This is a genomic window from Clostridium lapidicellarium, from assembly GCF_041224415.1.
Taxonomy (GTDB): Bacteria; Bacillota; Clostridia; order Clostridiales; family Clostridiaceae; genus Clostridium_B; species Clostridium_B lapidicellarium.
The window spans coordinates 30,372-54,535 of sequence record NZ_JBGFFE010000015.1 but is presented as its reverse complement, the minus strand read 5'-3'; the positions used below and the strand labels follow the sequence as shown (position 1 = coordinate 54,535).

18 protein-coding genes are annotated in these 24,164 nt (G+C 36.7%); 5 read left to right on the top strand and 13 right to left on the bottom strand.

The features are described 5' to 3' along the window. Positions 1 to 245: 245 nt before the first annotated feature. The 10 genes from surE to AB8S09_RS10615 form a co-directional block, all read right to left on the bottom strand. A complete protein-coding gene (gene surE / locus AB8S09_RS10660; protein WP_294183040.1) occupies positions 246 to 953 on the bottom strand; it encodes a 5'/3'-nucleotidase SurE in 708 nt (235 codons plus the stop codon). Between the two features lie 3 nt (positions 954 to 956). Beyond that, the gene (addB, locus tag AB8S09_RS10655) at positions 957 to 4,436 is read right to left on the bottom strand and encodes a helicase-exonuclease AddAB subunit AddB (RefSeq protein WP_369869099.1); all 3,480 of its coding nucleotides are present in this window, start codon (positions 4,434 to 4,436) and stop codon (positions 957 to 959) included. Positions 4,437 to 4,519: 83 nt separating this feature from the next. Then, the gene (locus AB8S09_RS10650) at positions 4,520 to 5,455 is read right to left on the bottom strand and encodes an SPFH domain-containing protein (protein WP_294183035.1); all 936 of its coding nucleotides are present in this window, start codon (positions 5,453 to 5,455) and stop codon (positions 4,520 to 4,522) included. A 3-nt stretch (positions 5,456 to 5,458) separates the two neighbouring features. Continuing rightward, positions 5,459 to 5,884, bottom strand: coding sequence for an NfeD family protein (locus tag AB8S09_RS10645; RefSeq protein ID WP_294183033.1), 426 nt, complete (start codon positions 5,882 to 5,884; stop codon positions 5,459 to 5,461). Between the two features lie 87 nt (positions 5,885 to 5,971). Next, positions 5,972 to 7,894, bottom strand: a complete 1,923-nt coding sequence (locus AB8S09_RS10640) for an NAD(+) synthase (protein WP_294183031.1) — start codon at positions 7,892 to 7,894, stop codon at positions 5,972 to 5,974. A gap of 84 nt (positions 7,895 to 7,978) precedes the next feature. Continuing rightward, complete coding sequence (locus tag AB8S09_RS10635) at positions 7,979 to 8,146, bottom strand: hypothetical protein (protein WP_294183029.1); 168 nt, start codon at positions 8,144 to 8,146, stop codon at positions 7,979 to 7,981. Further along, positions 8,143 to 9,408, bottom strand: a complete 1,266-nt coding sequence (locus AB8S09_RS10630) for a Ger(x)C family spore germination protein (protein ID WP_294183027.1) — start codon at positions 9,406 to 9,408, stop codon at positions 8,143 to 8,145. Before AB8S09_RS10630 ends, AB8S09_RS10635 begins: the two co-directional genes overlap by 4 nt. Then, positions 9,392 to 10,498 carry a GerAB/ArcD/ProY family transporter gene (locus tag AB8S09_RS10625; protein ID WP_369869098.1) on the bottom strand — a complete coding sequence of 369 codons (1,107 nt, stop codon included), beginning with the start codon at positions 10,496 to 10,498 and terminating at the stop codon, positions 9,392 to 9,394. Before AB8S09_RS10625 ends, AB8S09_RS10630 begins: the two co-directional genes overlap by 17 nt. Positions 10,499 to 10,513: 15 nt before the next feature. Continuing rightward, entirely contained in the window at positions 10,514 to 12,184 is a 1,671-nt protein-coding gene (locus tag AB8S09_RS10620) for a spore germination protein (RefSeq protein WP_294183022.1), read from the bottom strand. Between the two features lie 4 nt (positions 12,185 to 12,188). After that, a complete protein-coding gene (locus AB8S09_RS10615; protein WP_369869097.1) occupies positions 12,189 to 13,274 on the bottom strand; it encodes an endospore germination permease in 1,086 nt (361 codons plus the stop codon). 100 nt (positions 13,275 to 13,374) lie between these two features. Between AB8S09_RS10615 and AB8S09_RS10610 the strand changes: the two genes are divergently transcribed. The 3 genes from AB8S09_RS10610 (at position 13,375) to AB8S09_RS10600 (ending at position 16,811) form a co-directional block, all read left to right on the top strand. Next, positions 13,375 to 14,775 carry a spore germination protein gene (locus tag AB8S09_RS10610; protein ID WP_294183016.1) on the top strand — a complete coding sequence of 467 codons (1,401 nt, stop codon included), beginning with the start codon at positions 13,375 to 13,377 and terminating at the stop codon, positions 14,773 to 14,775. Beyond that, a complete protein-coding gene (locus tag AB8S09_RS10605; protein WP_294183015.1) occupies positions 14,772 to 15,884 on the top strand; it encodes a Ger(x)C family spore germination protein in 1,113 nt (370 codons plus the stop codon). The genes AB8S09_RS10610 and AB8S09_RS10605 overlap by 4 nt, the downstream gene beginning before the upstream one ends. A gap of 72 nt (positions 15,885 to 15,956) precedes the next feature. After that, on the top strand, positions 15,957 to 16,811 hold the full coding sequence (locus AB8S09_RS10600; RefSeq protein ID WP_294183014.1) for a CvfB family protein: 855 nt from the start codon (positions 15,957 to 15,959) through the stop codon (positions 16,809 to 16,811). Between the two features lie 161 nt (positions 16,812 to 16,972). On the opposite strand, the gene AB8S09_RS10595 is transcribed toward AB8S09_RS10600, so the two are convergent. Continuing rightward, positions 16,973 to 18,070 carry a hypothetical protein gene (locus AB8S09_RS10595; protein ID WP_369869096.1) on the bottom strand — a complete coding sequence of 366 codons (1,098 nt, stop codon included), beginning with the start codon at positions 18,068 to 18,070 and terminating at the stop codon, positions 16,973 to 16,975. Between the two features lie 438 nt (positions 18,071 to 18,508). On the opposite strand from AB8S09_RS10595, the gene AB8S09_RS10590 reads away from it, so the two are divergent. Then, entirely contained in the window at positions 18,509 to 19,480 is a 972-nt protein-coding gene (locus AB8S09_RS10590) for a sigma-54 interaction domain-containing protein (protein ID WP_294183011.1), read from the top strand. 69 nt (positions 19,481 to 19,549) lie between these two features. Here AB8S09_RS10590 and AB8S09_RS10585 read toward each other — a convergent pair whose 3' ends face one another. Continuing rightward, positions 19,550 to 22,165, bottom strand: a complete 2,616-nt coding sequence (locus tag AB8S09_RS10585) for a calcium-translocating P-type ATPase, PMCA-type (protein ID WP_294183009.1) — start codon at positions 22,163 to 22,165, stop codon at positions 19,550 to 19,552. Positions 22,166 to 22,371: 206 nt separating this feature from the next. On the opposite strand from AB8S09_RS10585, the gene AB8S09_RS10580 reads away from it, so the two are divergent. Then, positions 22,372 to 22,794 (top strand): YaaR family protein, encoded by a 423-nt coding sequence (locus tag AB8S09_RS10580; RefSeq protein ID WP_294183007.1) that lies wholly within the window; start codon positions 22,372 to 22,374, stop codon positions 22,792 to 22,794. Positions 22,795 to 22,840: 46 nt separating this feature from the next. Here the strand turns inward: AB8S09_RS10580 and AB8S09_RS10575 are convergent, their stop codons facing one another. Further along, complete coding sequence (locus AB8S09_RS10575; protein ID WP_294183005.1) at positions 22,841 to 24,112, bottom strand: M14 family metallopeptidase; 1,272 nt, start codon at positions 24,110 to 24,112, stop codon at positions 22,841 to 22,843. Positions 24,113 to 24,164: the final 52 nt, after the last annotated feature.

Sequence of the window (24,164 nt, the reverse complement as noted above, 5' to 3'; positions counted from 1 at the left end):
ACATTATCCAAAATACCGTTAACTTTATTTTGACACCTATGCTTCCACAGGTGGATGCTCTCACAGATGACTCCATCCTCCTACAGCCAAATTGCTAGGATACATGTACTCACCTAAATATCGAACTTCCGTTTCTCTAATGTAGGTTCAAAACTAAAGCACACGCATACTTCAGAATTTATATTGTATTTTAATTATTAACGTAATTATACACTAATCAATTTATCATGTCAATTAACATTTAACTATTTTTTGGAAAATAATTCCGCAGTCTGTTTAATTATATCATAATTTGTCAAATCGTAATGCAGTGGGGTCAAAGTTGCATAACCCTTTTTTATATAACATACATCCGTAGGACTATAATCCTCTGAATCCGGGGAATGTCTGTTATATTTGCCTCCCATATTGCATACCTTTATTCCCTTTATCCTTTCTATCGGCAAAAGGGGAACATTTAAATTCAAGACCACGTCATTCCTTTTATACTCATCCTCAATTGCAGAAAATACTTCAATGGCATACTTTGCAGCTATATTATAGTCATAGTTGTCATACTTGGTATCCAGGGATACTGCCATGGAGGGCACCTTGCAAATAGATGCCTCAATAGCTGCAGAAACCGTCCCGGAGTACAATATATCCACTCCCAGATTAAACCCGTCATTTATTCCGGAAATAACCATGTCTACTTTCTTACTGCATATTTTATTCAGTCCCATCCTGACACAATCTGCAGGAGTCCCATTTATGCTGTATGCCTTCGAATCAATACCTGGAATTCTAGCTTCCTCTGCAGTCAAAGATTCTTCAGCCGTTATTGAATGTCCGCTTCCACTTCTTTGCACGTTAGGTGCGGCAATCGTAACTTCATTTTCCTTTTCAAAATATTTTGCCAGAATATGCAGACCCTCTGCATTTATTCCATCGTCATTGGTGAGTAATAATCTCATTTTTTATCCTCCTATAACACCATGATCACTTGATTTACGAACTTCATTTTCAATGTCCTTCCATACCTCTTCATTGCTTTTATCCCTTATCACTTTGTATCTATTGCCATCCATGGAAATGTCAAACTGACATATTGCAGAATAAATACAATAGCTGCAGGCACTCCTATTTTTATTCTTACAGGGAGCGATATCTATGTTTCCCTCCAGCATCTCATCACACAATTTTCCTATAGTATTTCTCACATATTTCCTGAGAAGTTGAAATTGCTCTACTGTAGCCAGAGATGATTTAGCCTTTGAAAGGCTGCCATTTTTTTTTACGGAAGCAGGTATAATATCCGAAGAGCTTTTTATATCTTTATCCATTTTCTTTATAATATCCGGATCACTCAGAAGCAGTCCGTTCATCTTTAGACTTTTAACTATTCTCTCTTTTATCTCATCATCAGATATATTACCCGACGATCTTATTATAGGATCATCCAATTTAAAATACAATATGCCCGCAGGAACAGCATCCACATCCATTTTTTCATCCAATTCCGTAAGTATGGCGTCTAAATATATCAAAAGCTGCATTTGAAAGCCATAATATATATCAGACAGTTTGAATTCCTTGGTACCGGACTTGTAATCTATTATTCTAAGATAAGTTTCACCATTTTTTTCCATGGCATCCACTCTATCAGCCCTTCCCACAAGATTAACTTTTTCACCGGAATGAAGCTCAATTGAAATAGGAGGAAAATCCCCCCCATATCCAAAGGACAGTTCATATGCCCTGGGCTCAAATTCGCCTTTTTTCATATGTTCTGTTATAAGCCACAGAGATCTTGTAAGAATTCTTTTTATCCTATCTGTAAGGTGCTTATATTTCCTAGAACTATTCAATATTGAACCCGGCATATTTTCCAAGGTCCCATCTATTATGCACTCTATATTTTCTCTGCACCATTTTTCATCTATGTCTTTCCACGTCAGTTCTTTTTCCTTTAAAGCAATTGAAAACTTCTCAATCATCTTATGCATAAAGCTGCCCAAATCCGGCGGACTAAAATCATACATTTTTCTTTCCCTGACATTCAGACCATATTGTACAAAATATGCAAAGGGACATTGAGCATACTTTTCCAATCTTGAAACACTTACCGTCAGATGTCTTCCATAAAGTTTCCTCACTTTGCCAGTATCTGCAATTTCCATTTTATTGTTATAGGAAAATCCACTTAGAACACTTTTTAACTTCTCACTCCAGCGGGAGTCTCCTTTATACCAACTGTATACATCCATCCAGATAGGATTTATTGAATCGGTATTGCCTATATTCCTTCTCATATTTAGGATCAGTTCATTAAAAGTGGCTTTAGGTGTACTTATAGATTCCATACTTTCCCCATCCCCTGCTGTATCCATTACATCACTTTTTTCCTGCAATCCCGGAAAAAGTTTTTTTATCATGGATATTACAATGGATGGCCTTTTAGCTTTTCCTTCACTGTCACTCATTGAATAGCTCAATTTCAAATACTTATCCTCTACAGTCAACGTGACGTATACCAGGAATTGTTCCTCCAAAGCTCTGGTTCTGGTATTTTCCTTTAATTCCAGTCCCTTTTCTCTGAGAACATCTCTGTCATCATCCGTAAAAATGCCGTCAGAAACTATAGCTGCCGGGAAAATACCGTCATTCACTCCTACAATATAAAGTGCCCTTATATCATGACTTCTTAGCCTGGTTACACTGCTTACCAGTACTTGATCCAAAGAAGGTGGAATTACCCCTATCTTGTACTGTAAAAAACTATTTACAAGCATTTCATTAAAAGCTTTCATTCCAAAAGTCTCATCTCCCCTGGACTCGACTATCTGATCAAGTACATCCATCACTATATCCCATATTTGGCTGTATTCATTGGCCTTATCCAATTTGGAGCTGCTTCTGAATTCTTCTATAAGTCCCTTTATCTTCTCAGGAACTCCCAGATCACATAAAAAATCATAAAGTCCCTGACATATCTGTGTCCCTTTCTTTCTTCCCTTTATGGCAGCTGAAAGTTTTAATATAGGTTCCCTTACCTTGTCTCTTATGGAATTTATCCTATTTAGATATTCTGTTTCATCCTCAGGTATATCCTCTTTTGAAATGCCGCGGCTCATTTTAAAATCCCAGGGTTCAGGCTGTGTCCATCTTTTCCCTCTTATCCCATTGGCAAGAACATAGTTTTCAAGCATATCTATTTCATCAAATTCAATATTCAAAATTCCAGTTTTCAGATATCTGAACACAGATTCATAGGACCAGTTCTTAGACAATATTTCCACTGCGGAAATTATCAGAACTATAACAGGATTATTGACGATTTCCCTTTTCTTGTCTATAAAATAAGGTATGTCATACTCATTGAATACGGCTTTTATCAAGCTTTCATACCCATCCAGATCTCCCGTTACAACGGCAATATCCCTGAATCTAAGATCTTTATCCCTGCATGCCTTTACTATATCTCTGGCAACATGCTCTATTTCAGCATATTGGTTAAGCGCCCTGTATATTCCTATATCTTTAACAGGTCTGCAATACGGCTTACGTGGATATGAAAACAAAAAGCCTTGAAGATGCTGGAGCTCAGGACTCTTTTTGAACCTATAACAGGGACTGCAATTCAAAACAACAGGCTTATCATAGTGTATATTATTGTCCTCAGCTATCTGCAAAAGTTTTTTTTCCGTAATCCTTGTGGGGAAAAATAAGTCCATGCTTTCAGAAGTGCCGTATCCTTCTCTCCCTTCCATACACAAGGTTATATTTACCCTATAGGCCTTGTTCATGATCTTTTTAAGTACCTCATACTCCTGGGGGGTAAAATTGAAAAATTCATCCACCCACACCTCTGCATCATCAAACATCCTGGACCTGTCAATTTTTTCACTGAGAATATTCAATGTATCTTCGGAATCCAAATACTTCTTATGAAGCGTATTTTCAAATTCAGAAAAAATTACTGAAATATCCTCCAATTTATTTTTCAGGCTCACGCCTTCAATATTATCTGCACTGTCTTTTAAAATCCCAGGAGATATCTTGTATCTTTTCAGTTCAATTATGGCATCGGATATAAGATTTATAAAACCCTTCTTTTTAGCAGCCCTGCCAAACACCTTCAATTTATCTTTATTTTCTTCTATTATCTTATATAAAAGCACACTTCTGCCTGCATCATTTATATTTTTTCTAGTTCCTCCCCCCACTTCGGCAAGTACCCTTTCCGCCATTCTTCTGAAACTGAGTACCTGGGCCTTCAACATTCCCCTTTCCCCTACTGTTTCCACCAAATTTTTCTCAGCCTGAAAGGAAAATTGCTCCGGAACTATAATTACAAGGTTTCTCTCATCCCCACCGTATATTTTATTTTTCACACTGTTTAAACAGTAGTGGCTCTTTCCGCTGCCTGCTCTTCCATATATAAATCTAATACTCATAGGAAACATGTCACCTCCTAAAAAGTTTGGAACTTTATAGAGGATTTTCAGAATGCACTGAAAATCCCCATCAATTGTCCAAGCTATTTCTTCTGAATCATATCTGCTATTGCTGCCATATTTCCAAGAGAAGAAACTGCCTCACTTGGAAGTATAAGCTTATTTGCCGGATTCTTAGCCATTTCCTTAAGAGCTTCAACTTGTTTTAAAGCTATCACTCTCTCATCCGTACCCGAATCTATTATGGATCTGTTGATAAGACCAATGGCCTTGGAATTGGCCGCTGCCACAGACTCTATCGCCTTCGCCTTACCTTCCGCTTCCAGCATCTGGGATTGTCTAAGTCCCTCCGCCCTTCTTATATTTGCCTCTTTTTCAGCTTCTGCCTGCAGTATCTTGGCTTGTTTTTCTCCTTCAGCCCTGGCTATATCGCTTTGTTTCTGTCCTTCTGCCTGAAGTATAACCGCCCTTTTGTCCCTTTCGGCTTTCATCTGTTTTTCCATGGCCTGCTGGATTTCGGCAGGTGGGATGATATTTTTAATCTCCACAGATAATATCTTTATTCCGTAAGCGTCCGTAATATCGTCCACAACTCTCAAAAGCTCGTTGTTTATTTTATCCCTCCCTGAAAGGACTTCATCTAAAGTCATATTGCCCACAATATTTCTCATGTTTGTAATAGTCGAAAAAATTATACCTGATCTGTAATCTTCTATATTGTATATGGCATCTCTGGGATTTAACACTTTATAAAATATGACATTATCTATAGAAATTTTTACATTGTCCTGGGTAATGACACTTTGGGGCTCAATGTCAAGTATCTGCTGCTTGGTAGAAACTTTTCTACGCACAAAATCAGCAAAGGGAATTATAAAATGCCACCCGGGCTGCAGCACCCTATGAAATTGTCCAAGCCTTTCCACAATAGTTACATAACCTGTATTCACAATTTTAATAGAGTATATTACAGCAGCCAGTATAGCTATAAGAATAATCAAAATAAGAATTTTGCCCATAATTTACATCTCCTTCTTTACAATCAATTTATTTCCTTCCATTCCCACTATCTTTATTTTGTCTCCTTTTTTAAGTACATATCCACCGTCTTTTATATTCCAGTAAACTCCATCGACTTTAACTCCGTTGTTCTTCTCCATTTCCTCATCTACCACAATTTCTCTGCCAATATAAGTTTTTTCTCTGAGCGGCGTGGGCTTCACAGATTGCTTTATCTTCTTTTTCACAACAGGATAACATACAATTATGAGTATGATACTGACAATTGTAAACACTATGAACTGAACTACAAATGCGCAGCCGAACATTCCAGCTATAATGGCCGCAATAGCCCCAACAGTAAACCATATAAACAAGAATGCACTTGTAACCATATCTATTATCAGAGCTATTAGTCCAACTAAAATCCATAAAACAAGCTCAAACATACGGTCCTCCTTTTACTATTTTATAATATAATAATACACTATTATATCCAATTAACAAAGCAAAAGTTCAGATAACATCTTTAACCTTTAATTTTCACTTGCAGAACGGGCCCACAGTTTATAACTGGCATCCGAAGGCATTCTCCAGTCCCCTCTAGGAGACAGACTAACTGTACCCACCTTGGGACCGTCCGGAATTGCAGAGCGTTTAAACTGCTGGGTAAAAAACCTCTTTATAAATACATTGAGCCATTTTTCAATAATCTGACTGCTGTAACAACCTTCATAGGCCTGTTTAGCCAAAAACAATATCTTCTGTGGAGAATAATTCAGCCTCACGAAATAGTATAAAAAGAAATCGTGGAGTTCATAGGGTCCCACTATATCCTCTGTTTTCTGGGATATTTTACCTTCCTTGTCTTTAGGTAAAAGTTCAGGGCTCACGGGAGTATCCAGTACATCTATCAAAATCCGGGATACACTTTGGGAAGCTTCCCTGTCAGCTACATATTTTACCAGATATCTCACCAATGTTTTAGGTATGGAACAATTCACCCCGTACATTGACATATGATCTCCATTATATGTACACCACCCAAGGGCAAGTTCTGAAAGATCCCCTGTGCCAATCACAAGCCCGCCTTCCTTGTTTGCTATATCCATCATAATCTGAGTCCTCTCTCTGGCCTGTACATTCTCGTAAGTTACATCATGTATGTTTTCATCATGGGAAATATCCTTAAAATGCTGTATACATGCTTTTACTATATTTATTTCTCTAAATTCCGTATTTAAATTCTTGCATAGGCTGACAGCATTATTATATGTCCTATCCGTAGTTCCAAATCCGGGCATAGTGATTGTTATTATATTTTTTCTGGGTATTTTAAGAATATCAAAGGTCTTAACCACTACCAGAAGTGCAAGTGTGGAATCCAATCCGCCGGATATACCTACTACAGCTTTTTTCAGATTAGTATGGCTTATTCTCTTCCCTAAGCCCGCAGTTTGTATGTTAAATATTTCCCTGCACCTTATTTCACACTCACCTTCATTGTCAGGTACAAATGGATGTCTATCTACCTTTCTGTCAAATTTGCCATAATCCGTGCTTTCAAACTGGAATTCCACATTTACCGGTCTGTGCGAAAACCCTTTTACATTATCTCTAAAGCTCACATTTTTCAGACGCTGGTTTTTCAATTTATCTACATCCAGAATTGAAGTTATAACTTCATTTTCTCTTTTAAATCTCTCATTTGAATTCAACATAATTCCATTTTCTGAAATACACAAATCTCCGCTGAAAACCAAATCCGTGGAGGATTCAAACACTCCCGAAGATGAATATACATAAGAACACATGCCCCTGGCACTTTGTGAACGTATGAGGTTCCTTCTATAAGAAGATTTGCTGACAATTTCATTGGAAGCAGACAGATTTCCAATAATATTCGCCCCCATAAGGCAGAGATAACTGCTTGGAGGTATTACCGCCCAGAGATCTTCACATATTTCAAATCCAAACTTGAAATTTTCACAGGTAAATATCAAATTCACACCAAAGGGTATGTCTTTTTGAAAACAGAAGTCAATATTTTCATCTACAACACCTGTTCCTTCAGTAAACCATCTTTTTTCATAAAATTCTTCATAATTTGGAATATAGCTTTTGGGAACAATTCCTAAAATACTTCCCTTAAACACTATGCATGCACAATTATACAAACAGTCGTCATGTACGACAGGAGCTCCCACTGCTATGAGAATATCCTTTCCCCTGGAATACTCACAAAGTTTTTTCAGAGCTTCGGGTATTTTCTCCAAAAGGAGCTGCTGTTCAAAGAGATCTGCACAGGTATATGAAGTTATGGAAAGTTCGGGAAACACAATAAGTTTTGACTTTTCAGCCATAGCTTTGTCTATACATTCCTCTATATTTTTTAAATTAAACTCTAAATTACCTATGTCCGTCAGCGGGCAAGCCGATGACACCCGTATAAAATCCATTACATTTTACCTCCTCGTAAAATTTTTCAATTTTCTCATACTATATATACATTATAAGTAATCTAAGTCAAATTGAAAATTATTTTAGCCGTTATTTACAATCATCATAATGGAAATTAAAGTTGACGCTGCATCCAGCAGCCATACTCCAAAAGCCGCCAGCCTATTGTTTTCCTCCACCCATACTGAAACACCATAGCTAAATGTATAATAACCAGAACATATTATCAAAAAACACAGTATATATTTCATTTTTCTACCTTTCCCTTGGAATTCCATATATCCGATGTATAAAATCCCGCTCCCATTCTCCTGACTTTCACATCCAAATTCACGTTGATCTTCGCATCTTCATAATGACTTAGCCAGTTATAATTTTCCCATTCCTGAATAGTTTTAAAATTATCGGCCACATGATATCCAAATCCAAAGATATCAGATTTATAGACCTTCTGGGTTTTTTCAATAGTCTTATTTATACCCTTCAATAAAAAATCATTTATCTGGCTATTTAAATCCTGTATCATATACACCTTTTCATAGGGAGTCTTATTATGAATGGAAATTATATCCGCATCCACTTTCAAATTTACGTCAATTACAGGTTTTCCATCACTAAAATGGGCCTTCACCTTAGGCTTTCCGGACAATTTGATATAGCATACGATAACAGTGTCAGGCTTATGCCTGTCATTTATAGTTACAGTGGCACCCTTGAATTCACCTTCTACAAGAAGAAAATACCTGGTTTCATAACTGTCCAGACGCCCCACCATCTTATCTCCATTAAATACAGCTGTGCCGGAAAGCTCTCTCTTTGCCGATCCCTTCCTCGGAATCTCCCCGGGTAAATATCCCTTCCCCGTAATAGGCGAAATATCTTTGGAACTGTCTTCGTCTCTTACATTTTGATAATTATTTACACCACCGTAAGCTGCAACAGGCTGCTCATAATTTGAAAGCACACTCCGGTAGAAATTAAAAAATTTTTCCTGGACGGAATAGGAATTATGCAGTGGTTGAGAAAAAAACAATTCCACCATCTTAGGCAGACTCTCTCCTACAATAGATAGATTTTCCCTGATAAAATCTTCAGCTTTGTCTTTCACCACAGTAATTGCAACGGTACTTCTCATGTCCCTAAATCTCTGTATTCCCAGAATATAGCTTCCTATTCCCTTCATTGCAATCTTTTCTGAAAATACAATGACTTTCAAATGTTTCAGTGTGACTTCACGGGATATTTCCTGTTCAAACATTTCCACGGATTCAATTATGCTTGGAGATTCCACCACCGCCACATTGGCCTGTGTGCGCTGGGTACCTTCTGTGTTTCTGTTTCCCGCACCATACACAGGATACTGTATGGTTATTTTAAATTTATTGTTGGTTCCCACATCCACCCCTAATATCACAGGATAGACCTGATCGTCAATCTCCACCGCATCATAACAGCCTGAAAACAAAGTAGCCAGCATTAAAAGAAGTAAAATTAAACTAATTCTTCTGTACATTTTGGTTCCCACCTTTTTTCTTCAAGAGGACAGCTATGACAAGTACAAAAATAGGTATAAAATAATTGACAACCATGCTGTATTCACGGATAAACACTAAATTTACAGATACCAGTTCCATTATGTTCTGGGGAATAATTGCCGCGATAAAAACCAAAAAGGCAAATGGAACTAAAAGAGGTCTGTGATTCTTTATATTGAATATTTTGCAGTAGATACTTACACATATATAAAAAGCTATTGATGTAGTTACCATGGAGGGTATAACCCAGGTCATCAGAAATATTGTCTCAACCCTTTGAATAAACCTGTTAAAATAAATTGTTCTTGAAAGCTCAAAAATACCGGATATATTTTCTTCTCCAAAAGCATAACCAAAAGAAGCAAGGTAGAACAGAAAACAGAACATGAATATAACTCCAGAAAATACTATACTCATAATGCCTGCCTTTTTTATCTCTTTCAGATCCTTAAGTGCATCCGTTATAACAAATAAAATAATAAATTCGTCGTAGGAGGAGCTTCTCAGAAATTCAGACCATAAAGTCCTGGGAATGCCATATCCCAGATATGGTTTTAAATAATTGAAATTATACACGGGATAGGCCATGGAAAACACAACAGCAAGGCCCAGTAAGACGGGGACAAGACAAATGCCGCACAACTGTCCGAGCCCTTTGAATCCAAAATATGCGACCAGGATCGAAACCAGCAAAATACTTCCCATTATAAAAGCCGGTGGGGTTTTAGGTAAATTGTATATCTTAATCATATCCACAAATTCCCGCAAATTGGATCCGGAATAAAAAACACAGTATATGCAGAGTACCATACTTAGAATTTTTCCAAAAAACCTTCCAAGAACTGCATCGAATATCTGAATTAAATTCATGCCGGGAAACCTGAGCATAAGTCTGTATATAATATAGAAAAACATTATACTGATAACACAGGATCCTACCGTGGAATACCAGGCTGCAGTTCCAACCCTCTGCACTATTGTCGCAGCACTTGAGTAAAATATTTTATTTATAATAGCTAAAACGACAAGGCATACAGCCTGAAACAGTCCTATATTACCTTCATTCATAAATCTCCACCTACTTTAAATGTTTTTATTCCTCTTTTTAACACTGGCATCCTGATTTATCCATCCTCTAGGATTTTTGGGCTGTTTCCTCGGATCCATGGTATTCAATTCGTCAGGTCTGAATTCCTGTTTCCAAATAGGATAATTTAAAACAGTATCCCTGCTCTTCCTTGTCTTAGGTGGAAAATTGGAGAAAAAAGGAACTCCGAAGGATCTCAAATTGCACATTATGGTTATACTTGCCACTATCCCCAGACATACACCCAGAAACCCCAGCACATATCCGAACAAGATGAAGGACAACCTAATTATTCTGGTAGCATAGGTCAAACTGAAATCTGGTATGGAATAATTTCCAAGTACGGTAAAGGAAATGACTATAATTAAAATAGGGCTTATTATACTTGCTTGAACAGCTGCCTGGCCTATTATAAGAGCCCCCACTATACCTATGGTATTTCCCAGAATTCCCGGTATTCTTACACCAGCTTCCCTTATGAGTTCAAATGAAATTTCCATGAATATGACTTCTACAATGGTGGGAAAAGGCACTTCTTCCCTAGATCTTGCAATCGAAATAAGGAGGGAGGAGGGAATCATCTCCTGATGGTAGTTTATAAGTGCCACATACATTCCCGGGAGCAGCAGGGATACAAGTATTCCAAAGATCCTGACAACCCTCAGCAGGAAACTATACTGCCATTTTAAAATGTAATCTTCCGAAGTGTGGAACAGTGTAAAAAATGTAATTGGCACAATGAGTACATAAGGTGTGCCATTGGAAATAAGTGCCACCCTGCCTTCCATAATATAGTAGCATGTCCTGTCAGTTCTCTCTGTAGAAAGTACAGTTGGAATCAAAGACCATGTATTATCACTGATATACTCTCCAAGCATTCCTGTCCCGGATATAAAATCCGTCTTTACACTGCTGATCCTCCTCTTTATCTCCTGAACTATTGCAGGATTCACTATGCCTTCTATATACATGATGGCACATTCATTATTGTTGCTGTCCCCTACACGGAGTTTTTCCGTGATCAGATCCTTGTTCCTTATAAGTTTTCTTATCAGGGCTACATTAGTAGACAAATTTTCAGTAAAAGCTTCATAGGATCCCTTCACAGAACCCTCCGTCTGTGGTGTGTTCACTTCTCTTTTTTCAAAGCCCTTAGTGCCATAGATGCCGTAGTAACAGCATCCGTCTATATAAACCACCGTATTGCCTACAATTATCTGGTATATGACATCTTTGGGTTTATCCACGGTCTTCATATAATTGATTTCAACCACATTGTTTAAGATGAAATCCACCTCCTCTTTTTTAGGGGATCGATCCTCACCTGCAGTGATTCTATAATTCAGAAGAGGCCTCAATATAAAATTATTTACAATATTATTGTCTACAGCACCATTCAAATAAGCTATAAATGCGTCATATTTTCCCGAAATCTTGATTTTTCTCACTATGATATCCCTGTTGACAGGATAATGAAACTCCTGCTCTATAAATTTTATATTGGAATCAATATCTGTCGGGATCTTGAAATCATTTTTTATATTAAAAGAATCATAACTGTAATTATTATCTGAATTCTCATTTTCTTCAGGTATATAAAAATTCTGTATTTCTTTTTCACGCCTGTATGTAATGAGAGAAATTAAATTCTTAAATACATTGCCCATATTGTCACTGCCTTCTTTCAGATTTTATATTGAATACAGTAAAAGTAACCAGCGGAAGTAAAAATAGCAAAATTACACATAAGTATACATACACATTCAGAAATTTAAAGAGCGAAAACAAATTTCTGGAAATGAAATAGGATATTATGTATATTGCAGCAGTAAATACAATCAAAAATATATTGGAATTTATAGTTTTGTCAATTTTAAACTCCCTAAGTATAAGCACCAGGGCAAAAAATGAAGTTATATATTTTGAGAACCAACCCGATATTACCTGAAATATCACATAGAATTCGCCGCTTGCTATAAATCCAAAATATGATATGAGCTGGGTCTGAACCAATTTGGGATAGACAATCGTGTTCGCCCTTTCCACATTAAAAGTGGCAAGTATTCCTATTATGGCAACAATTATCATCTGTGCCACAAACAAATTACCCATAAATGAATAAATTCTGAGTCCCTTTTTAACTTCCAGCTGGCTCAAATAAGGCAGTGCTATGACAATAGAAGAATACATGCCAATTGATTTCAAAATTGATAAAAAAAAATTTGCATTTATTCCATGCTCGAATATTGGAAACAGCCTGCAGTAATTCTTGAACCTGGACGTTAAAAGGGCCAGATTTATCCCATTGAACACAGAAATGGCTATACACACCATGATAACTGCCATTACAGAATATCTGCCTCTTTTTACGGTATAAAAACCCGGTATCACTATAAAAAGCAATATATACCATACGGGACTTTCTATAAAAAAATTGGTATGTACTACATTTGCCTCTACAGAGGCACTTTCAAGAAGAGATAAAAAGATTGCCATGGAAAACAAAATTAAAAGCACACTTCCAAATAAATTTCCAAAGGAAGTAGTAAATATTTCATGCAAACTATAACAATTATTTTTCAAACATATATTTATCAGGTAATCAAAATAAACCAGCATTATCACACAAGTTATTATAATTGCCACCCAGCTGTCCCTACCGGACATATTCATAAAAATTTGCGGGTAGGTTTTCAAACTCGATATCGAGAGGGCAGATACTATGAAAAATATATGTTTAAAATTGAATTTGCCCATAAATAATCTCCATTCACACTAAATTTTACATACAAATATTATCTGCTAAACCATGAATGTTATTCAAGAAAATACAGATAATATATCTGGTGATGAAAGTATGAATGATTATTTAAATTATATAAATGAGAAACTAAAGGGTAATTCGGATTTGAAACACCGTGAGATAAAATGCAGCAGGGGAACCATATACCTATTATTTATAGATAATATGTGCGATTCAAAATTTATAAGTGAATATATAATAGCACCGCTTATAAAAAGCAGCAAACTGATAACCGATGCGGAAATGATAAAAGACGAAGTACTTTACAGCAATTCACTGGGTGATGTAAATTCCAGGGATGATATGCTGCTTCACATATTATCTGGCGACGTCATAATCATATCTGATTTTTATAACAATGCCCTGTACTGTGAAGCTAAGGGATTTAGCAAGAGGAGTATAAACACACCTCTAACCGAAACAGTGATAAAGGGTCCGAGAGAAGGTTTTACAGAAGCCCTGATGGATAATATATCCCTTATAAGGCGGAGAATAAAAAGCCCCCAGCTTAAAATAGATTACAAGATTGTGGGTAATATTTCCAATACGACCGTAGCCTTCCTGTATCTTCAGGATCTGGTTTCACAAAAGGTGCTTAAATACATCAACAGTAAATTTTCAAAAATGAATATAGATTTTCTCCTGGACACAAATTATATAGAAGAACAGTTAAAAAATTCAAGAACCATTTTTGATACCGTAGGATATACTGAAAAGGCCGATACCGCAGCATCTAAAATACTTCAGGGAAGGGTGGTCATTCTCGTAGACGGCACCCCCTTTGCACTGAGTGCACCCTATTTTTTTATAGAAAATTTCCAGATGGCGGACGACTATTACCTAAATACCTATTATACGAGTATAGTAAGGATAATCAGAATAATTTCTTTCGGAATCTCAGTATTTTTACCCGGACTTTATATAGCCCTGACCACCTACCATTTTTCGCTAATACCGCTTATATTTGTCTTCAGGCTTTCTTCATCCAGGGCAGATGTACCTATTCCCACTATATTGGAAATCTACCTGATGTCGTTTTTCTTCCAGCTTTTAAGAGAAGCTGGCATACGGCTTCCACAGCCTATTGGACAGTCTATGAGCATAGTGGGAGCCCTAATACTTGGCCAGGCAGCGGTAAGTGCTGGCCTTACTTCTCAAAGTACAGTGATAATAGTGGCCATATCTGCCATATCCTCCTTCTTGACACCCAAACTATACGGTCCCATTTTACTGTGGAGCTCTATAATATTGTTTCTATGTTCTCTAATAGGAATGCTCGGATTTTTAATGGGAATGTTCGTCATGGTATCTGCCATAGCATCACTGGACAGCTGCGGCTATCCGTATATCACACCCATACTGACCAAAAAGAATTTGAGATACAGGGATATTATTTTTAGAGGAAAACTCACCAATATATCAAACAATAATTTCAACAAGGATGATAAAGTATGAAAAAATTTCTTTGCTGCCTTCTAATAATATGTACATCTTTTCTCGGCGGATGTTTTAACTATAATGACATAGACAAAGTTATATTCGCAACAGCCTGTATAATAGATGTGGATAATCAGGGTAACCCTATACTCTACGTGGAAGCCTTCAGGCCACAAAAAACTGTTACAAGTTCTTCCAACAGCGACCAGAGAATTCTCTTTAGGAGCTCAAAGAAAACTATGTTTGAAACTATAAGGGACATAAATCTATCCTCAAATTATAAACTGAATTATACCCAGACTATGGGGATCATATTTACACAAAAAGCTGCAGAATACGGTATAAAGGACTTTCTGGATATTTTTGAAAGAGACCAGGAATTTGTCCTCAGGGCAAATATAGCTGTTTTAAAGGGATGTCCTGACAATTTCTTGAATATGAAATTAAAAGGCCAGGAATACCTTGGAATCTTCATACATGACTTAATAAGAAACATACCTTCCTCCTCCAGAGAAGTTATGACCAGTTTTAACGATTTTCTAAATGAAATGCATACCAGAGCCAAGACATCCGTCATCCCGATCGTCCAGATAAAACAGGAACAGCTGGAAAACAGGCTGGAGATCGGAGACGGTGCCATAATGGTCAATTATAAAATGGTAGATACACTGAGAAGGGAAAATGCACTGGGTTATAATTTTATACTGGACAATATAAAGGCAGGTTCTATGGAAGTCACAAATCCAAATGTTCCATCTAAATATGTAAGCCTGGAAATATTAAAAAATTCTACGAGAACAAAGATGCACTATGACGGCGAAAAACTGGTAGTAAAAAAAATAATAAACACAAAGGCAAGTATATCCGAGGCACAGAATAAAATGAATTTAAATCAGGACTCTATAAAATTGCTGGAATCAAATGCAGAAAATAATATAGCTTTTGCCTGTGAAGATATATTTAAAAAATACAGGGAAAAAAATTTGGATATATTCAATATAGCAGAAGACTTTCAAAGAAGGTATCCCAGAGAAAATCCAGACGATATATTCAAAAAAAGCCAGCTTAAATTAGAGGTTCACGTTACAGTGGAGGGATCTTCTACTAAAACAAATTTCGGCGGTTAATCTTCTGGTGTAAATTTTTGCAATAGTATATAATAAGCTTTGGGCTTTTAAAAAGTTAGGAGTGAAACACATATGATACTTATAGGGAAATTCAATCTTTTAAAGATTGTCCGGAAAACAGGATTCGGATATTATCTGGACGCCAAAACGGGCAAAACCAGTGACGACATACTTCTTCCAAACAAAAACGCCTTGGAAAATGAACTTTCTATAGGAGATGAGGTAAATGCCTTCATATACAGGGATTCAAAGGACAGGGTAATTGCGACTCTCAAATCCCCTGCCGCGGTAGTCGGTGAAATTGCACTGTTAAAAGTGGTATCAAGGGTAGACTTTGGATATTTCGTGGATATAGGCCTGGAAAGAGATATACTGGCTCCAATATCTGAGCAAAAATATACACTTGAGGTTGGAAAATATTATCCTTTTTACATCTACCTTGATAAAACGAGCAGAATAGCCGCAACCACAGATATAGGCAGATATCTTCTGGAAGTTGAAGATAAAGACGAAAAGTACCACATAGGAGCAGAAGTAAAAGGTATTGTCTACGGATTTCAGACAAACAACAGCGCTATGGTAGTAGTGGACAAAAAATACACGGGAGTCATACTAAGCAATGAATATTTTACAAAGCTCAAAATTGGTGACGAACTGAATTTAAGAGTAAAAAAAATCTATGAAGATGGCAAATTAGGACTTACCCCCAGGAAAACTCCAAAATATGAAAGGCTGTCCCTGGAAGATACAATACTCGATTATTTAAAATGTCATAATGGGTTTATGCCCTATAATGACAAGAGTTCCCCCGATGACATAAAAAAAGTTTTCCATGAAAGCAAAAATTATTTTAAAAATGCTCTTGGAGGGCTTATGAGAAGGAATCTAATTTACCAGGATAAAAATGGTACCAAACTCATAAGATGAACGTCGAATCGCAGAAAAGCCGTATGCAATTTTAATTGATTGCATACGGCTTTTCTGCCAACAAATAATTTATAACAACTTAAGGAATATGCTGGCTATGATTACAGAAGCAATGGATACAGTCATAAATCCACCGACCAGCATCCTCGGGAGCAATATATCTACCAGATAATTTTTTCCTCTTCCGTAGTACCTACGGATTTACAGACCTCTGTTGTTATAACATAATCTGCCGGAAATCCAAAAAGTGCCGTAAGTGCACAGGCAAAAGCCATCTCCTTTGAAAATCCAAAGTGCTTTCCCACAAGCATTGACATTATAAACATGCCGAGAATTCCCAATATTATAAGCACAATTATAGGACCTATTATTCCCAGAAGCTGTGACGGCGTAACACTGGACAGTTGAGAGAATACATACGCCAAAAGTCCCAATATAAGCCAGTTGAATACCCCTGCCTTGACAAGGGACTGCTCTTCCAAAAATCCAAGTTCACAAAAAACAACTCCAAGTATGAGGCATATTACATACTGATTTACAGCTCCTCCAGTTAATTTAGACAGCCACCCCGCAAGCATGGACACCAATATCACTTTAAACAGTATCATTGGAGAGCTCTGATAAGCCTTAGGAAGCGCAGGTATAAGTTTTTTCCTGTTGTTTTCCTCCTTAAACATGCTTCCCTCTTTAATTACTTTGGGATCGGGACCATTTTCCCTAAAATCCTTCACAATTCTTCTTCCTTCCCTTTTCAAACACCAAGAAGTAATGGGATAGCCAAAAAAGCTGTGAGTTACAAACATAGCTATAGGAAGAACGGCCAAAGTAGTAAGGCCCTGTGCTTTCAAACCCTCGGACATAAGCAGTGCCGCTACTATTCCTCCTGTAAGAGGCGGTGTTGCGGCGATAACCGTATGCCAGTCAAACAACAACAGCCCCACACTCATGGTTAAAGCTATGATTCCACATATGCCGCAGACTGCAACTACTACCGCCTTCCACTGGGCTATCAATTTCTTCAAACTCATAAGGGTCCCCAGATGTACAAGAAGAAGGCCCATGGCAATCTGTATGAACTCTTTGCCAAAAGATGCCCTCACAACTATATCCTTTGGTGCAAATGTCCAAAACCCTATCAAAAACAGAACAGCAGAGATAAATACCGAAGGAACATAAGCTTTTGTTTTCTCCGATATAACTTCTCCTACTAGTAAAAATGCCATTACTATCAGAAAACATTCAACAGATGAAAGTTCCATCAATCTCACTCCTTTTTTTAATTACGGAAAATTATTTCGGTAGCTTTTTACACTAAGCATTTATCATGCCAATAAAAAGTGCAGAATAAATTATAAAATTTATAATTTATTCTGATGGGATATTGAATTTTATAATTCATATAATATTTATTAAATATTTCCACACAATAAAATGCCGGAGGATTTCTTTTATATATAAAAATATATTTTTATAAAATCGTTTTATAAAATTGTAATTTTCCAACTATTAATTCATATCAATTTATAATATTAAACTATGATAATTGCATATTCATCAATTAATTATTCTTATCTGACTACAGCAAATTTTTTCATATTTCCATAATTTTTCACATTGAAATCAAGTGTATCAATATGTTACAATTCTTTGTAACATATTGATACACTTATAATTCCACGAAAGGTGATATTACAAATATGAACAATAAATCATTCAGTGCAAAATATACATTCGATGATATTTTGGTAAATTCGGTTAAAGGAAAAAGATGTAAAAAAATGGCTGGAAAATTTGCAGATACGGATTTTACTGTACTCATAAGCGGCGAGAGCGGCGTCGGCAAAGAAATGTTCGCCCATGCTATTCACAACAAAAGCAAAAGAAAATTCAAACCATTTGTCAGGTTAAATTGTGCCGCAATACCGGAAAATCTTGCAGAATCCGAATTATTCGGGTATGAAAGCGGAGCTTTCACCGGGGCTTCCAAAGAAGGCAGGCTTGGAAAATTCGAACTGGCAGATGGTGGAACTATATTTCTCGATGAAATAGGCGATATGCCATTAATTCTTCAAGCAAAACTCCTAAAGGTTCTACAGGAAAATGAAATAGAACGCATAGGCAGCAATAAAATAACAAACATAGATGTAAGGGTTATAGCCGCCACCAATTATGATTTAAAGGAAAAGATACTCCAGGGAACATTTAGGAGAGATTTATATTACAGGCTAAATTTTTTAAGCCTAGAAATTCCCCCTCTTAGGGAACGTAAAGATGATATACCAGTTTTAGTAAAATCTTTACAGGATAGGTTTTACAGGAAATACTCTATAAAAAAATATTTTCCCGACGGCATATTAAAAGCATTATCAGACTACAACTGGCCCGGTAATATAAGAGAATTAATAAATATATTGGGAAGAATAATGATAACCTCCAAAGGTAAAGTTGTAACTATGGACGATTTACCTGAATTCCTGTTGAAAACCCATCATGATAAAAATGAACTTCTAAAAAGCTCCATGCATGAAGCCGAAAGCAAATTAATAATGGACATGCTTATAAAAAATAATTTTAATAAATCAAAAACAGCAAAAAACTTGGGAATTCCAAGAATGACACTTTACAGGAAATTAAAAAAATTATTTCCCATCATAAATAGCCAACACTGACAGGATCTTAAAAAAGCTGTATGTAATTCCAAGTAGAATTGTATACAGCTTTTTCAAACACAGTTAATTTCAAGTATTCTGCTTCCAGAGCATTTTGACAATTTCATTTACAACTAGAGGTACAATAGACAATAAAATTACAAACATCCAGTCATTCAGCGTAAGTCTAAATACCTTGAATACAGATGCCAAAAATGGGACTGTAATGACCACATTTTGAAGCACTATTCCAAGTATTATGGCTCCAATTAGATATCTGTTGGTGAAAATTCCAATCTGGAATATGGATTTTTCACTGTGCCTCATACTTAAAGTGTAAAACAGCTGGGACACACTGAGAACTACAAATGACATAGTCTGTGCATGCATAACGGAATTTGGATATATCCTAGTTCCCACATAAAATGCACTTAATGTAAGCACACCTATCAAAATACCATTGCCTATCAGAAATACACCATTTTTTCCTGAAAACAACCCTTCTCTTGCATCACGCGGCTTTTCCTTCATTATATCCGGATCATCAGGATCCACTCCGAGAGCCAGTGCCGGAAGACTGTCCGTTATCAAATTCACCCACAAAAGATGGATAGGTCTCAGTACAGAAGGCCACCCAAGCACTATGCCGATAAAGAGGGCTATTATTTCCCCTATATTGCAGGAAAGAAGGAATGTTATAGATTTTCTTATATTGTTATATATATTTCTTCCTTCTTTTACCGCCTCCACAATAGTTGAAAAATTATCATCGGTCAGTATCATGTCAGAAGCATCCTTAGCCACGTCAGTTCCTGTAATTCCCATGGCTACACCTATATCGGCAGTTTTTAAGGAAGGTGCATCATTTACGCCGTCCCCAGTCATGGAAACTATATTTCCCTTCTTTTTTAACGTTTTTACAATTTTTACTTTGTGTTCCGGGGACACTCTGGCAAATACCCTCAAGTTATCGATTCTATTCCCAGCTTCCTTTTCAGGCAGTTTGTCAAATTCATACCCCAACATGACCTGAGAGAAATCCTTGGCTATTCCAAGCTCCTTTGCTATGGCAAAAGCTGTATTTTTATGATCTCCCGTGATCATGACCGTTCTTATACCGGACTTCTTGCATTCCTCTATGGAATCCCGTACATTTTCTCTGGGAGGATCTATCATCCCCACAAGGCCAACAAAAGTCAAATTCTTTTCCATGGAATCAATCTCGATTTCAATTGAATCCACCTTTTTAAAAGCCGCTGCAAGCACCCTGAGTGCATCCTTTGACATGGAATCAGAGGCATTCATCACTTTTAACTTAAGTTCTTCACTAAAGGGGACTATACCGCCATTTAGATATATGCTGCTGCAGATCTCAATCAAATTATCCACAGCACCTTTTGTAATCACATTGTATTTATTGTCAAACCTATTCAAAGTTGTCATGAGCTTTCTATCTGAATCAAACGGTATCTCATTTACCCGGACATGAAGTCTGTCTTCATCTTTCTTATATAAATCAAATTTAGCTCCCAGTTCAAGCAGCGCTATTTCAGTTGGATCTCCGGTTTTAGAATCTGCAGAATAAGTGGCATCACTGCACAGTATCATGTATTCCACAAGGGCAAAATGCACTTTGTTTTTCATATTCAGCCCTGAAATATTATCCAAGGTACCATCAGCATAAAATTTAGTCACGGTCATCTTATTCTGGGTCAGAGTTCCCGTCTTATCGGAGCATATTATATTCACAGAGCCCAGGGTTTCTATGGCAGGTAATTTTCTTATTATGGCATTCTTCTTTATCATTCTCTGAACTCCCACAGCAAGAACTATTGTGACCATGGCAGGTAATCCTTCCGGAACAGCGGCTACCGCCAAACTTATAGCCGTCAAGAACATCTCAAATAAATCCCTTTTTTGAATTACCGCTACAATGAACATAAGTACACATATTACAAGTACTCCAAAACCAAGTATTTTACCAAGCTGTGCAAGCTTCACCTGAAGCGGTGTCAAGTTTTTTTCATCGTTGTCAAGCATTTTTGCTATTTTCCCTATTTCAGTATCCATACTTGCAGCTACAGCAACTCCCGTTCCTCTTCCATAAGTTACCATGGTGGACATAAAAGCCATATTCTGCTGGTCGCCAAGGGCTATATCTTCACCTTTTAATACATTCTCTGCATATTTCTCCGAAGGTACGGATTCACCGGTTAAGGCCGATTCCTCTATTTTCAAATTTGCAGTTTCAATCAGTCTCAAGTCACATGGGACATATTTACCTGCTTCCAAAACCACTATATCCCCTATTACTACATCTTCAGATGATATCTCTACAATGCGGCCGTCTCTTTTCACAAGTGCTTTTGGAAAGGAAAGTTTTTTCAATGATTCCAGCGCCTTCTCAGCTTTTGATTCCTGAACCAGTCCTATTATTGCATTTAGCACAATTACAACCATTATAATAACTGCATCGCTTACCTCTCCAAGTAAAGCGGAAATTACAGCTGCAGCCAGCAATATATATATCAATACATCATTTATCTGTTCAAATAAAAGTTTTAAAATTGACTTCTTTTTCTTTTCAGCTAATTTATTGGGTCCGTACTTATTCTTTCTAGCTAGAGCTTCCTCCGAACTCAACCCATTTACTATGTCGGTATTGAATTCTTTGATTATTTCATCCAAGCTTTTTTCAAACCACATAAAATCACCTACCCAACTTTTATTTTTTGAAAATACCGTAATCTTATACACATTAAATAGTTTATTATAACTATTTAATAAAAATTCTACAATATATCACAATTAACTATATATTGGTTGAGAGTTATGATAAGATTATACTATATGAACGGCTTTTTTTGAATCAAAAGTTGAAAATTTTCTTAAATAAAAACAGGAGGCATCTTATGGAAATTCCCAGAATTGGAGGAACCTCTTCTCCTTCTTCAAATAATAAAAACATAAAGATAAAAAAAGATTTTTCCCAAAGTTTCAATTCTCAAATGGAAAAAAAATCAGAAGAACAGCTCAAAGGAATGTTTAATAAAATAAAAAAAAGGGGAAACAGGTTAGCCGTAACGAAATGCTATTCGGATGTAAAATTATACAAAAAAATGATAAAAGAATATCTGGAATCTGTCTTAAAACACATGTACAACATAAAAAAAGACATAAGCTTTTGGCAGACACAATATTTCATAACCGTGGATACCATAGATAAAAAATTGGAAGAGCTCACCAAGGCACTCCTAAATGACCAAAAGGAAAATCTAAACATAGCTGCTACCATAGACGATATAAGCGGTCTTCTAGTAGACATCTATAAATAGAGCTTAAAATATATGCCTCTTCTAACTTTCCAATAATATAAAATTTCTATATAACTGAAGCCAAAATAAGAAGTTCTTCATTATCATTGTATATTTCATCAAACTGACTTATAGGAAGGGGATTGACCCCTCTACCCACTTCTATGGTGAATCCGGGCTTTCCATGATCCTGTATAAACCAGTCTTTATACCCTGAATAAGATGTTATGCCAGTGGTTTGCGCCAGTTCATACCCGCTTACTTGAGAGAATATTTCAGCTATTCTTCTGGACTCGGGAGGAGTCAGGGCATCATACTGCCAATAAATAACCTTTCCCTGGCTGTGATAGGCCAATACCATTCTGAAATCATGGCTATTCGTAAAATTGACCATGGCTCTGGTTTCAGGTTCTGATTCAGCATAGGGACCTGAATACCTGGTGGGTCCCGGGCCATATACACCGTAAGAAAGTTCAGCTTCTTTTGAAAGCTGCCAGTTTGCATTATAATTGTGATTTATATCAACACCCCTGTTGTTTGCTTCCCAGTTCCTTGAAAAATCAGTACTTCCTCTATTCCAATCTATGAGCTGATAATAATAGGGATTATTCCTGGTTAACCCATTCAGCACCAGCTCCACTCCATCAGGATTTACCATGGGAACTATATAGATACTGCTTCTCCTCCATATTTCTCCTATATTATAACCCCTTATACTTCTACCTTCCGAATAGGCTTTAGCGAAATTTTCCATAAATTTCATCAAAAGAGGTGTAGTTATCCATTCCAAAGCATGGTGCGAGCCATTATAAGATACCTGATTGCTTCCTGACCCGAGTTTCACATAATAAAGCTGCCTTCCAAGTACACTCTCACCGGCACTTCCTACAGTTATAAATGGATACCTGGCCTCAAGGCCCGCAAGATCCGTCTCAAGTACGCTGTAGGTATAATTTATATTTGTATCCACCACGTCTATGTTGTAAGGTACTTTAATTGTATTCCCCGGAATTAGACCCAAAGGCTCTACGGAAGGATTGGCCGTTATTATTTTATAAACTTGAGTCCCATACTTCTCAGCTATGCTGTACAGTGTATCACCTGATCTTATGACATATTCATCATAACCCAACATGAAGCTTTGGAGCACCCTATAAGTATCCGGCCCTATTATACCATCCGATATCAATCCATTGTTCCTTTGAAAATTTTCAACCGCCTCTTCAGTCTGCACACCAAATATTCCATCTACAGGACCGTGATAATAACCTATTTTACTTAAAACCGCCTGAATCTGCATTACCTGATTACCAGATGAACCTAATTTAAAAATAGGCATTTTACAATCTCCAAATATTATTAACACTATATTTTATACTTAACTTATAAAA

Coding starts and splice junctions, on each gene's coding strand:
- surE (WP_294183040.1), bottom strand. CDS start 953: ATGAGATTATTACTCACCAATGACGATGGAATAAATGCAGAGGGTCTG.
- AB8S09_RS10590 (WP_294183011.1), top strand. CDS start 18,509: ATGAACAATAAATCATTCAGTGCAAAATATACATTCGATGATATTTTG.
- addB (WP_369869099.1), bottom strand. CDS start 4,436: ATGAGTATTAGATTTATATATGGAAGAGCAGGCAGCGGAAAGAGCCAC.
- AB8S09_RS10600 (WP_294183014.1), top strand. CDS start 15,957: ATGATACTTATAGGGAAATTCAATCTTTTAAAGATTGTCCGGAAAACA.
- AB8S09_RS10585 (WP_294183009.1), bottom strand. CDS start 22,165: ATGTGGTTTGAAAAAAGCTTGGATGAAATAATCAAAGAATTCAATACC.
- AB8S09_RS10615 (WP_369869097.1), bottom strand. CDS start 13,274: ATGGGCAAATTCAATTTTAAACATATATTTTTCATAGTATCTGCCCTC.
- AB8S09_RS10595 (WP_369869096.1), bottom strand. CDS start 18,070: ATGGAACTTTCATCTGTTGAATGTTTTCTGATAGTAATGGCATTTTTA.
- AB8S09_RS10610 (WP_294183016.1), top strand. CDS start 13,375: ATGAATGATTATTTAAATTATATAAATGAGAAACTAAAGGGTAATTCG.
- AB8S09_RS10575 (WP_294183005.1), bottom strand. CDS start 24,112: ATGCCTATTTTTAAATTAGGTTCATCTGGTAATCAGGTAATGCAGATT.
- AB8S09_RS10645 (WP_294183033.1), bottom strand. CDS start 5,884: ATGTTTGAGCTTGTTTTATGGATTTTAGTTGGACTAATAGCTCTGATA.
- AB8S09_RS10625 (WP_369869098.1), bottom strand. CDS start 10,498: ATGAATGAAGGTAATATAGGACTGTTTCAGGCTGTATGCCTTGTCGTT.
- AB8S09_RS10640 (WP_294183031.1), bottom strand. CDS start 7,894: ATGGATTTTATACGGGTGTCATCGGCTTGCCCGCTGACGGACATAGGT.
- AB8S09_RS10630 (WP_294183027.1), bottom strand. CDS start 9,408: ATGTACAGAAGAATTAGTTTAATTTTACTTCTTTTAATGCTGGCTACT.
- AB8S09_RS10580 (WP_294183007.1), top strand. CDS start 22,372: ATGGAAATTCCCAGAATTGGAGGAACCTCTTCTCCTTCTTCAAATAAT.
- AB8S09_RS10650 (WP_294183035.1), bottom strand. CDS start 5,455: ATGGGCAAAATTCTTATTTTGATTATTCTTATAGCTATACTGGCTGCT.
- AB8S09_RS10635 (WP_294183029.1), bottom strand. CDS start 8,146: ATGAAATATATACTGTGTTTTTTGATAATATGTTCTGGTTATTATACA.
- AB8S09_RS10605 (WP_294183015.1), top strand. CDS start 14,772: ATGAAAAAATTTCTTTGCTGCCTTCTAATAATATGTACATCTTTTCTC.
- AB8S09_RS10620 (WP_294183022.1), bottom strand. CDS start 12,184: ATGGGCAATGTATTTAAGAATTTAATTTCTCTCATTACATACAGGCGT.